Origin of the sequence: Pseudarthrobacter polychromogenes (genome assembly GCF_014644495.1) — a bacterium.
Classification (GTDB): domain Bacteria; phylum Actinomycetota; class Actinomycetes; order Actinomycetales; family Micrococcaceae; genus Arthrobacter; species Arthrobacter polychromogenes.
In genome coordinates this window covers 34072-45166 of the sequence record NZ_BMKU01000009.1, presented here as the reverse complement: position 1 = coordinate 45166, position 11095 = coordinate 34072, and the positions used below count along the sequence as shown (strand labels likewise).

At 66.8% G+C, this 11095-nt stretch carries 12 protein-coding genes and 1 tRNA gene; 10 read left to right on the top strand and 3 right to left on the bottom strand.

Translation table 11 applies throughout. From position 1 onward, the window contains the following. The first annotated feature begins 10 nt into the window (after nucleotides 1-10). From IEX43_RS14315 to IEX43_RS14300, 4 genes are read left to right on the top strand one after another with little or no spacing between them, the layout of a single operon-like run. Nucleotides 11-745 (top strand): cupin domain-containing protein, encoded by a 735-nt coding sequence (locus IEX43_RS14315; protein WP_188811995.1) that lies wholly within the window; start codon nucleotides 11-13, stop codon nucleotides 743-745. After that, on the top strand, nucleotides 742-1788 hold the full coding sequence (locus IEX43_RS14310) for a LacI family DNA-binding transcriptional regulator (protein ID WP_188811993.1): 1047 nt from the start codon (nucleotides 742-744) through the stop codon (nucleotides 1786-1788). Before IEX43_RS14315 ends, IEX43_RS14310 begins: the two co-directional genes overlap by 4 nt. A gap of 9 nt (nucleotides 1789-1797) precedes the next feature. Beyond that, nucleotides 1798-2280, top strand: coding sequence for a cation:proton antiporter regulatory subunit (locus IEX43_RS14305; RefSeq protein ID WP_188811991.1), 483 nt, complete (start codon nucleotides 1798-1800; stop codon nucleotides 2278-2280). Nucleotides 2281-2286: 6 nt separating this feature from the next. Then, complete coding sequence (locus IEX43_RS14300) at nucleotides 2287-3465, top strand: cation:proton antiporter (protein ID WP_188811989.1); 1179 nt, start codon at nucleotides 2287-2289, stop codon at nucleotides 3463-3465. A gap of 49 nt (nucleotides 3466-3514) precedes the next feature. Here the strand turns inward: IEX43_RS14300 and dcd are convergent, their stop codons facing one another. After that, nucleotides 3515-4090 (bottom strand): dCTP deaminase, encoded by a 576-nt coding sequence (gene dcd, locus IEX43_RS14295; protein WP_188811987.1) that lies wholly within the window; start codon nucleotides 4088-4090, stop codon nucleotides 3515-3517. Between the two features lie 248 nt (nucleotides 4091-4338). On the opposite strand from dcd, the gene IEX43_RS14290 reads away from it, so the two are divergent. Next, a complete protein-coding gene (locus tag IEX43_RS14290) occupies nucleotides 4339-5997 on the top strand; it encodes a CAP domain-containing protein (RefSeq protein WP_229666470.1) in 1659 nt (552 codons plus the stop codon). Between the two features lie 30 nt (nucleotides 5998-6027). On the opposite strand, the gene IEX43_RS14285 is transcribed toward IEX43_RS14290, so the two are convergent. Continuing rightward, nucleotides 6028-6507, bottom strand: a complete 480-nt coding sequence (locus IEX43_RS14285) for an SRPBCC family protein (RefSeq protein WP_188811982.1) — start codon at nucleotides 6505-6507, stop codon at nucleotides 6028-6030. A 241-nt stretch (nucleotides 6508-6748) separates the two neighbouring features. Between IEX43_RS14285 and IEX43_RS14280 the strand changes: the two genes are divergently transcribed. The 3 genes from IEX43_RS14280 (at nucleotide 6749) to IEX43_RS14270 (ending at nucleotide 8218) form a co-directional block, all read left to right on the top strand. After that, nucleotides 6749-6822, top strand: a tRNA-Gly gene (locus IEX43_RS14280). Nucleotides 6823-6926: 104 nt separating this feature from the next. Then, nucleotides 6927-7067: a hypothetical protein gene (locus tag IEX43_RS14275; RefSeq protein WP_172801468.1), complete on the top strand. Its 141-nt coding sequence runs from the start codon at nucleotides 6927-6929 to the stop codon at nucleotides 7065-7067. Continuing rightward, nucleotides 7064-8218: a N(5)-(carboxyethyl)ornithine synthase gene (locus IEX43_RS14270; protein WP_188811980.1), complete on the top strand. Its 1155-nt coding sequence runs from the start codon at nucleotides 7064-7066 to the stop codon at nucleotides 8216-8218. The genes IEX43_RS14275 and IEX43_RS14270 overlap by 4 nt, the downstream gene beginning before the upstream one ends. Before the next feature lie 6 nt (nucleotides 8219-8224). Here the strand turns inward: IEX43_RS14270 and IEX43_RS14265 are convergent, their stop codons facing one another. Then, on the bottom strand, nucleotides 8225-9604 hold the full coding sequence (locus IEX43_RS14265) for an MFS transporter (protein WP_188811979.1): 1380 nt from the start codon (nucleotides 9602-9604) through the stop codon (nucleotides 8225-8227). Between the two features lie 143 nt (nucleotides 9605-9747). Here IEX43_RS14265 and IEX43_RS14260 point away from each other — a divergent pair, with 143 nt between their 5' ends. Both IEX43_RS14260 and IEX43_RS14255 read left to right on the top strand, forming a co-directional pair. Beyond that, on the top strand, nucleotides 9748-10602 hold the full coding sequence (locus tag IEX43_RS14260) for a LysR family transcriptional regulator (RefSeq protein ID WP_104188476.1): 855 nt from the start codon (nucleotides 9748-9750) through the stop codon (nucleotides 10600-10602). Between the two features lie 157 nt (nucleotides 10603-10759). Further along, nucleotides 10760-11077, top strand: a complete 318-nt coding sequence (locus tag IEX43_RS14255; RefSeq protein WP_188811978.1) for a hypothetical protein — start codon at nucleotides 10760-10762, stop codon at nucleotides 11075-11077. The last annotated feature ends 18 nt before the right edge of the window (nucleotides 11078-11095 follow it).

Genomic DNA, 11095 nt, shown 5'->3' with positions numbered 1-11095 from the left:
GGACAGCCGGATGGACCAGCTCCTCCCGGCGCCGGGCTTTCCCGGCGGCACTGCAGTTACCGGGCTTCGGGTGTACGACTGGGAATCCACCGACGGCTTGTGCGGCGGCTCCCCGCACCTCCACACGGTGTCTTCCGAGGCGTACGTGGTCACGGGCGGCACGGGAGAGGTGCACACCATTTCGATGGGAGGCGTCCAGGAACTTGGGCTGGCGGCCGGATCGCTGGTGTGGTTCAGCCCCGGCACCGTCCACCGGCTGGTAAACAGGGGCGGCCTCACGCTCAACGTGATCATGTCCAACGCGGGCCTGCCTGAGGCCGGAGACGCCGTCCTGACGTTTCCACGCCGCATCCTCCAGGACCCGGACCTGTACGCCGCGCACGCCCTGCTGCCCCGGGGTGCGGAGGAAAGCGACGTTGCAGCGGCAGCGCGGAGGCGGCGCGACCTCGCCCTGGAAGGATACGCCGAACTGCATACATCCGTGCTGCGGGACGGCACTCCGGCGCTCCAGGAGTTCCACCGCGCGGCCGCCCGCCTGGTCCGCCCGCGCGTCGGGCATTGGACTGAACTCTGGGCAGCGAACGTCCAAAGCCAGGTCCTGGCAACGGAGCAGGCACTCCGCGAGCTGGCAGACGGCTCGGCCGCGTCCCTGGCGGGGGCAGCGGTGGCCAGTTCCGAACAGCGCGCGGGTGAGGGGTTCGGCATGTGCGGGCGCCTCACCACGTGGGAGGATTCCAGGCTGTGACGCCGTCCCCCGCCGAAACCCGGCCGCCTGCCCGTGCAGCAACGATCTACGAAGTGGCGCGGTTGGCCGGCGTCTCCCACCAGACTGTCTCCCGGTACATGGCTGACCGCTCCAAGCTGAAGGCCTCCACATCGGAGAAGGTGGAACGGGCCATGGCGGAACTGAACTACTCGCCCAACCTCACCGCCCGATCGCTGCGGACCAAGGCCGCCTACCGGCTCCTGGCGCTGGTGCCCGGATCCTCGCCATACTTTCCGTCCCGGATGCTCAATGGCGCGGCCGCAACCGCCCGGAAAGCCGGATACCACCTGGACGTCGTCGCCCTGGAAGGTGCCGGTCCGGAGCGGACGGAGCGGCTCCGCCGCATCCTGGACGGCGGGCCTTTCGCGGGGGCACTGTCCTTCGTGCCCATTTCCGGGACGGATCTCCTGCAGGCGCAGGAACGCATCCCCGTGGTGGTGGCCGGCGAGTATGACGACAAGATGCGCGGCCAGGGCCGCATTTCGGACGGCTCTGCGGCGCAGGCTATTGTGGAGCACCTTGCCGGCCTCGGCCACCGGCGGATCGCCCATATCGCGGGCCCGCAGGAATGGCCCGCAGCCCGCAACCGCCTGGCCGTTTACCGCAAGGCGGTGCACGACGCCGGGCTTGAAGACGGCGGAGTGGCCGAAGCGGAGTGGAGCGCCGCCTCCGGATACGCCGCCGGGCAAATCCTCCTGGCCAAACCCTCCTTCACTGCCATCTTCGCCGCGAACGACCATCTGGCCATCGGGGCCATCCGTGCCCTGCACGACCATGGCCTCAGGGTTCCCGCCGATATCAGCGTCGTCGGCTGGGACGACCATCCTGAATCCGCGTTCCTGGTCCCGTCCCTGACCACCGTCCACATGGACCTGGAGGCCCAGGGCAGTCGGGCCATGGAGCAGTTGCTCGCAGCGTTGAACCCGGGACGCGCGCCCGCTCCGGAGCCCGGCCCTCCGGGCATGCGGCTGGTCCTGCGGGAATCCTCGGGCCCCGCCCCCAGCCCTGGCCAGGCAGACTAGTCTGGAACCATGAACGTGGACGAAACCAACCTTCCCGGTCTGGGCCGGCGCAAGGATTTCATGACCGCCTCAGGCCGCCGGATCGGCGTGGTGGAGCGGCGCGAGGGCCAGACCGAACTCATTGTCTCGGCCTGGGATGATCCGGACACATGCCAGGCATCCATCCCTCTCACCACCGAAGAAGCAGCCACCCTCGGCAACCTCCTGGGCGGGCAGCACCTGGCCATGAAACTTACAGAGGAGCACAAGGACGTCCCGGGAATCGTTACCCGGCAGTTCTCCATTGCCCCGGACTCCCCCTTCCAGAACCAGCCCATGGGTAAGGCGTGCATCCGCACCCGGTGCGGCGTCTCCATCGTGGCGATCATGCGCGAAGGCGAGGTGCTCCCGTCGCCGGGACCCGACGTCGTCCTCCATACCGGCGACCTGCTGGTGGCAGTGGGTACCCAGGAAGGCCTTGACGCGGCGGCTAATATCCTGCGTCACGGATAGGTCGCCATGGACCCGTTGGCCCTGACCCTCATTGAACTGGGGGCTGTTGTGTTCTGCCTTGGCCTGCTGGCCAGGGTGGCCGGACGGGTCGGAATGTCCCCCATCCCGCTCTACCTCCTGGGCGGACTCGCGTTCGGTGCCGGCGGCATCGTCAAGCTTGACGGCATGAAGGAATTTGCGCACGTCTCCGGTGAGATCGGGGTGATCCTGCTCCTGCTTATGCTCGGGCTGGAATATACCGCGACGGAACTCTTCACCGGACTGCGCCGCTCCTGGCAGGGCGGTGTGCTCGACCTGGTCCTGAACTTCCTGCCCGGTGCTGCCCTGGCCTACGTGCTGGGCTGGGGCGGGGTGGGCGCCATGGTGCTGGGCGGCGTCACCTACATCTCCTCATCGGGGATTGCAGCCAAGGTCATCACAGACCTGGGCCGGATAGGCAACCGGGAAACACCGGTGGTGCTGTCCATCCTGGTGTTCGAGGACCTGGCCATGGCCGTCTACCTTCCCGTGCTGACCACCATCCTGGCCGGCGTCAGCTTCCTCGGCGGTCTCACCAGCGTTGGCATCGCCTTGGCAGTGGTGAGTGTGGTGCTAATGGTGGCGCTGCGGCACGGGCACCACGTGTCCAAGGCCGTCCATAGCGAGAACTCGGAAGTGTTCCTCCTGAACGTGCTGGGCGCCGCGCTGCTGGTGGCCGGGATAGCCTCGGCCATGCAGGTTTCCGCCGCGGTGGGAGCATTCCTGCTCGGCATCGCTATTTCAGGCGCGACGGCGCACAACGCGACCCGCATCCTCGAGCCGCTGCGGGACCTGTTTGCTGCCATCTTCTTTGTGGCGTTTGGGCTTAATACGGATCCCGCATCCATCCCGCCGGTCCTTGGCTGGGCCCTGGTGCTGGCCGTCATCACGGCCGCCACCAAGATGGCGACGGGCATCTGGGCGGCCAAGCGCGCCGGCATTGCGCGGCCCGGCCGCCTGCGCGCCGGAGCCACGCTGATCGCACGCGGTGAATTTTCCATCGTCATTGCGGGGCTGGCAGTTGCTTCCGGGGCGGTCCCCGGGGAACTGGCGGCGCTTGCCACCGCGTATGTCCTACTGATGGCGGTCATAGGTCCGCTGGCGGCCCGGTTTGTGGGGCCTGTCAGGGCCGCCCAGCCGCCCGCTGGCGTGGCCGCCAACGCCTGAGGCCAGCGCCGCCCCTGCGTGGGGGCGGTGCGGGCGCTTCCGCTGCCTGCTAAATCTCCGTGCGGTGGAAGTTCAGGTGGCTGCGGCTTGCAGTGGGACCGCGCTGGCCCTGGTAGCGGTTGCCGTACTCGCCCGAACCGTAGGGATGCTCCGCAGAGGACGTCAGCCTGAAGAAGCACAGCTGGCCGATCTTCATGCCCGGCCACAGCTTGATGGGCAGGGTGGCCATGTTGGACAGTTCCAGGGTTACGTGGCCTGAGAATCCGGGGTCGATGAACCCGGCCGTGGAGTGGGTCAGGAGGCCCAGCCGGCCCAGGGAGGACTTGCCTTCCAGGCGCGCCGCGATGTCGTCCGGCAACGTGACGGTCTCATACGTGGACCCCAGGACGAACTCGCCCGGGTGCAGGATGAAGGGCTCGTTCGGCTCCACTTCCACAAGGCGCGTAAGCTCCGGCTGTTCCTCGGCGGGGTCGATGTGGGCGTACTTGTGGTTATCGAACAGGCGGAAGAACTTGTCGATCCGAACATCCACGGACGACGGCTGGACCATCGCGGAATTGTACGGTTCGAGCACGATCCGCTGGGAGTCTATTTCGGCACGTATATCGCGGTCAGAGATCAGCACCGTCCCAAATTACCGTACGGCCCCTCCTAGGCAGTTATCCACAGCAACATTTTTTCGTTGTTGCAGAGCGCTCGTGGGGCTACTGTTACAGCAGTGATTCAGGCGCCGGATGGTCTCCCGGATGGCCCAACAGAGCTGGGGATGTTGTGAATAGATTGGCCGCGCCCTCTTTTATTGGGGCGCTCTTGGCTTTAGCGCTGCTCTCCTCATCGGCGGGCACACCGCCGGTGCCGGCCGCAGGGCCGCCAGTGGGCGCAACGGGGCCCAGCAGCGTAAGCCTGGGCGCTCCGGCCGTAACCGAGGGCGCCGGGTCCCCCTCCGGCGCGGACTCCCGCGGGTCCCTGCTCGCCCCCGCGGTTGAACCGGACATCCGGCCGGCATCACCCACGGAACCCTTGGCGGCCGAACCAGTGGCGGTGGGACCTGTGGCGGCGGAACCCCTGGCACCGTATCCGGCAACCAGTCCGTCCGCCGGCACCGTTGAGGATTCCCCCGAGCCCGCAGCACCGGCACCCGTTCCGGCCTCCGAAGAGCCGGCACCCGACGTCCCGTCCATACCTCCCCTCTGGGCACCGGACGAGGAACTTGCCTCCCCTCAGGTGTCCCGCCAGGCGGCTCCGGAATCCCTTGCGGCCGTTCCCGCACCGGAAGCCCTCATCCCGGACAGCAACGCAGCCGCCATCCTCACGGTGTTCAACCGGATCAACGAGTACCGGGCGTCCAAGGGCCTGAACCCCGTGAAATACAACGCAACAGTGGCGGCCCTGGCACAGGAATGGTCGGACAGCATCGCAACCCGCGAGGTCATCGAGCACCGCGCCAGCTTCTGGACGGACCAGCGCGCCCTAAGCCCCAACAACGGCGCCGGCGAGGTCATCGCCATCCGCACGGACCGGGACGCAGCGCTGCTGGTGGAATGGTGGAAAGGCTCCCCCGGCCACAACGCCATGCTCCTCGATCCGCGCTTCAACGTCATGGGGGCCGGGATCAGCTTTACGGACCGCACGTACAAGATCTGGGGCGTGGTGAACTTCTTCGGCTACACCACCCTTCCCGCCGGTACCACCAATTCACCCGGCGGAACCGGGACGAGCACACCCTTCCCGGCGCCGCCGCCCACCGTGTGCGACGCCCCGGTACGGCACATGCCGCCCACGCTTGACCTCTCCGCAGCGGCCATCAAGGGGCCCGGAGACCTGGTGACCGTCGACTCCTCCGGCCAGCTCCTGGCACGCGCAGCCACCGGAGCGCGCACCTTTGCCGCTGCCAAGGTCATCGGCTCAGGTTTTGCCGGCGCCAAGGAAGTATTCACCACGGACTGGGACAGGGACGGCGCCTACGACCTCGTCACGCAGTGGAACAGCGGCACCCTGACGCTCCACCGCGGCATTGCCGCCGGCGGATTCCAGCCGCCCGCCACCCTGGGAAGCGGAGGGTGGGAAACCCTTACCCTCGCCGTCGGCGGATGGTGTGCCAACAACAGGCTCCCCCAGATTCTTGCCCTAGACGGGGCGGGAAACCTCTACCTGTATCCCAACAAGGGCCTGGGCGACCTCTCCGCACGGGCACTCGTCGGCTCCATCGGCGCCGCACGGAAGCTGTCCATGGTGGATTACGACGCCGACGGGTTCCAGGACATCCTTGCACTCCGGGCTGACGGCTCCGTCCAGCTGCACCGCGGCTGGGGCACCACCGCACTGCGCACCGAAGCCAGGGCTACCGTCGCCACCGGTTGGGGAGACGTCACGGGCCTCAGGCCGCTGCGGGACGTTACCGGACTCAACTCCACCGGGCTGGCCCTGCGAAGGGCGTCCGACGTCGTGCAGTACTGGGACCTGACCTCCGGAAGCCTCGCGTCGCCTTCGAACATTCCGGGCCCGTGGACCGGGCAACGGCTGGCGCAGTAGGCCCGCCGCTGCTGGAGGGGACGGGCCCTCCTAGATGGCCGGCTGGAGCTCCAGGACGTCCTTGAGCCGTTCGAGCTGGGCCACCTCGGTGGAGACACTCCGCTGAAGCATCCTGTTCAGGAATCCGATCCGGTTGAGCAACCTGAGCCTGTGCAGGACGCCGGCCGCCCCTTCTGCCCGGGCCTCGAGGGCAAACCTGACGCGAGTTCCTTCAGCCTCCGTGCTGAGGTAGTACCCGCCCGAACGGTGGGCCGGCCCGGAAATGGCTTGGAATTGGATTTCGGCTCCGGGCCGGGCGTGGGTGATTTCCAGCTCCGCGGGGATGCTCAGCCCGGACCGTCCGGCCACCATCTTCCGGTACACCGCTCCCTTGGAGGCCGATGCGCCTAGAAGCAGCTTGACGCTGCGCACCGAGTCGTTCCACGCAGGCAGGTTGGTCGCATCAAGCAGGTACAGATACACGGCCATGGCGTCCCGCCGGATAAGGACCTCGTGTTCTGCGAATGCCATGGGGGATCTTCCTGTGGTTGAGGTTCAACTGCCGCAGTAGCTGCAATCCCCCCGGCCCCGCAGCTACCCGGTTCAGGTTAGCCAGCGCTCCGCAGGCCCACCTAGCCACGGCAGGCGACGTTATTGAAGAGTTACTGGATGACGTTCCCCTGACCGGGACATGGGCGGCGCGCAGCGTGTGTGGGCAGGGCAGGCAAAGTTCTGCGCTAAGCTATGTTCTGCCCCTCTACGGCGGGGCAGCGCGGCTGTAGCTCAATGGTAGAGCGCTAGCTTCCCAAGCTTGATACGCGGGTTCGATTCCCGTCAGCCGCTCCACTGCTTGCAGCGGGACAGAAGACAAACCACCCCGGCGCCCATTAGGTACCGGAGTGTATCGTCAGAAGTCAGGAACCTCTTCGGTTCCGCTACAGGAGCAATTCATGGCTGACAAGTCCCCGCGTCAAACAGCATCCAAAAAATCCGGCAAGTCCATCAAGGAAAAGCGGGCCGACAAGAAAGCCGCTTCCGCCCCGGCCAGCTCCCTGGACATCACCTCCAGCAAGGCCGCCAAAAAGAAGTGACAGGGCAGCAGAAAAGACTGACCCTCGGCGTCCTGGCCTCAACCAAGAAGCCCGATGAGCGCCGGCTCCCCATCCATCCGCTGCATTTCGAGCGCATCGCACCCGACATCCGCGAGCACATCATCCTGGAAACCGGCTACGGCGAGCGGCTGGGCGTATCCGACGAACACCTCTCGCCTTTGGTGGGCAGGATGGCCGGCAGGGAGGCGCTGCTGGCGGAGGCCGACGTCGTCCTCCTGCCCAAGCCGCAGCCGGAAGACCTCGCCGACATGCGGGACGGCCAGGTCCTCTGGGGCTGGCCGCACTGCGTCCAGGACCGCGCCATCACCCAGCTGGCCATCGACAAGAAGCTCACGCTGATTGCCTTCGAGGCCATGAACCACTGGGCAAGCGATGGCGGCTTTGGACTGCACGTCTTCCACAAGAACAACGAACTCGCGGGGTACTGCTCCGTGCTGCACGCCCTCGCGCTGACCGGGTCCACCGGCGACTACGGCCGGAGGCTCAGCGCCACGGTCATCGGCTTCGGCGCAACAGCCCGCGGTGCCGTCACCGCCCTGAACGCCCACGGGATCCATGACGTCCAGGTGCTGACCAACCGGGGCGTGGCCGCCGTCGGTGCGCCGATCCACTCTGTGAACATCGTCCAGTTCGACCACGACGACGAAGCCCCCTTCCTGAGCCAGGTCATCAGCGAGCGCGGCAGGGTACCGCTGGCACCGTTCCTGGCCGAGAGCGACATCGTGGTCAACTGCACCCTGCAGGACCCCAACAACCCGCTGACGTACCTGCGCACGGAGGACCTGGCGGCGTTCAGTCCCGGGAGCCTCATTGTGGATGTTTCGTGCGACGAGGGCATGGGTTTCAGCTGGGCACGGTCCACCACCTTCGCCGACCCCATGTTTACGGTGGGCGACCACATCAACTACTACGCCGTGGACCACAGCCCGTCCTACCTCTGGAACTCCGCCAGCTGGGAAATCAGCCAGGCCCTGCTGCCATTCCTGGACACCGTCGTCAGCGGCCCCGGGGCGTGGGACGGCAACGACACCATTGCCCGTGCCATCGAGATCCGCGACGGCGTCATCCGCAATAAGGATGTCCTGGAGTTCCAGAAGCGCGAAGAGGCGTACCCGCACCTGGCGCTGTAGTCCTGGCTACGCGGCCGCCCGCCGGACAATCCGCACGGGCTGCCGCCGGTCCTTGAGGTCCACCCTCAGCGACAGCGAGCCCTTGCGCGCCAGGATCACTGCGACCGTCAGGGCCGCGAGGGCAGGCACGCCGCCGGACACCAGCAGCGCCACGTGCGGGTCGGCGTGCTCGGCGATCCAGCCCAGCATGGGCCCGCCGATTGCCTGGCCGCCGATCAGGACCATGATGTACAGGCTCATGACCCGGCCCCTGATGCCCATGTTGGAGCTGACCTGGACCAGCTGGTTGGACCCGGTGAGGAACATCAGGCACCAGAATCCCGAGAGCACCATGACCGCGCCGAACACCGGCATGGACGGCGCCAGCGCGGCAAGGCACAGCATGACCCCGTACATTCCCGCGCAGAACACCACGGAGCGCAGCCGGAGCCGGCGGCGCCGCGTGGATGCCACCGCGCCGGCCAGCGCGCCCAGCGCCACCAGGGCGTTCAGGAGGCCGTAGCCTGCGGCACCGGCATTGAACACGTTGTCAGCGAAGGCGGCGAGCACCACGGGCAGGCTCATGGCGAACACCGCGATGAAACCTGCCATCAGCCAGGGCCAGTAGATGGTGGGCTTGCCCAGCGCATACCGCAGTCCTTCGCGCAGCATCCCCTTGCTCTTCGGGGCGGGCTCGCTCACGAACAGTTGGTCCTTGCGCAAAAGAAGCAGCATGGCCACGGTGGAACAGCACGCCACGGCGTTGCCGGCGAAAGCCCACCCCGCACCCACGGCAGTAAGCATCCACCCGGCCAGGGCGGGGCCAATCAGGCCGCCCAACTGGAAGGTGGTGGAGTTGACGCTGATGGCGTTGCGCAGGTACGTGGGCCCCACGAGTTCATTGACGAAGACCTGCCGGGCCGGCTGGTCAAGGACCGTCACCAGGCCAAGCACCAGCGCGATGACGTAGACGTGCCACACCTCAACGGCCCCGCTCAGGGCGAGGGCCGCGAGCACGGCCGCCAGCACCGCCGCCATGCCCTGGCAGAGAATCAGGATCTTCCGCTTGGCGAACCGGTCGGCGACCATCCCGCCCCATGGTCCCAGGAGCAGGGACGGCAGGAATTGCAGCGCCACGGTGATGCCCACTGCAGTGACGGATCCGGACAGTTCCAGCACCATCCAGTCCTGGGCGATCCGCTGCATCCAGATGGCGACGACGGCGATGAAGTGGCCTATCGCGAAGATGCGGAAGTTGGGGACCCGCAGGGAGATAAAGGTGTGCTTCCAGGGCAGGCGTTCAGTGACGACGGCGAGCGGCTGGGTCTGGTGGTCCGGCGGCGCGGAGCCGGCGGTATCGATGACGGGTTGGGTGACGGTTGCCGATGACGGCGGTGGGGGTGCCACAGGTGTGTCCTCAAGTGCGTGCGGTCCGGGATGCCCTTAACGCTAGGCTGGGACTTAGGATTATGGAGACGTATCGTCCCTATAACTCGTATTGCAAACCGCAATGTCCGCGTTGTCCGCACCGATGTCCCACGGAGTCCATTGTGTTCGAACCGGCCCAGCTGCGCTCCTTCCTTGCCGTCGCGGAGACGCTGAGCTTCACCAAGGCGGCGGAGCGGCTGGGCCTGGCCCAGCCCACCGTCAGCCAGCATGTCCGCAAGCTGGAGGCGGCTGCCAAGAGGGTCCTGGTCAGCCGGGATACCCGCGATGTACGGCTGACGGACAACGGGGACGCCATGGCGGGCTTCGCCCGGAACATCCTGGCTGCCCACGATTCCGCTTCCCGCTACTTTTCCGGCTCTGCCATGCGTGGAAGGCTGCGGTTCGGCACGGCCGATGACCTGGCCATCACGGGCCTGCCGCGGATCCTGCGGGAATTCCGGCAAATCTATCCGCAGATCAACCTGGAGCTGACGGTGGGCCAAAGCGACCAGCTGTACCGGAAACTCAACGCGGGGCAGCTGGACCTGGTCTTCGTCAAGTGGGTGGCGGGAGCCAAGGACGGAACAGTGGTCCAGCATGATTCCTTTTCCTGGGTTGGGCTCGAGCAGACCACGCTGGACCCGGCGTCTCCCGTGCCGCTCATCGCCTACCCGTCACCCAGCCTGAGCCGGAAACTCGCCATCGACGCCCTCGAGTCCCACGGCAGGACCTGGCGGATCACCTGCACCACGCGCCAAATCAGCGGAGTGCTGGCGGCCGTCAGGGCAGGAATCGGCGTGGCCGTGATGCCGTCGTCGCTCGTCCCGGAAGACCTCAAAATCATCACCCGGCGGTTCGACCTGCCGGCAGTGGGCGACGTGGACTTCACCCTGATCCGCAACCCGCTGGCCAACGCGGAGGTCATTGACGCGCTGACGCAGTCCATTGTGGGCAGGACAATTAACCGGCAAGCATAACGCCGGCGGTTCCCCGATGGGCGCAGCCATTCCGCAGTTTCCATTGATTGCTGAAGGCAGCATCCCCTATGCTGACTTTCTAGGGTCAAGCAGCTGGCCGGTTCTCAAGCACGGGGGGCTCCTGCATGCCAGGATTTCCACCCGGGACAGGCAGCCAATGACGACAGCCAGGAACACCCATGCCAGCTCGGCCCATGCGCGCCCGCTCAACACTGCGCGGCCACCGGCCACCCGCCGCTCCACCCTCGGCGCCGGGATAGCAACAACCGATACCGGCTACGTAGGCAAACCCACCTGCGACACCTGCCGGACCGACGAATTCGTCTATCTGGAGTCCTACATCCCGCCTACGTACCGGCGTGACGGCACGGTCGCCGCCCTGGGCGAGGTGGCATACACATGCACCCGGTGCGAGGATTTCTCCGCCCACAGCGTGCCGGTGACCTGGACGCCGCCCGGGTGGTACCTGGGCTGACTAACGCGAGGTCTCCAG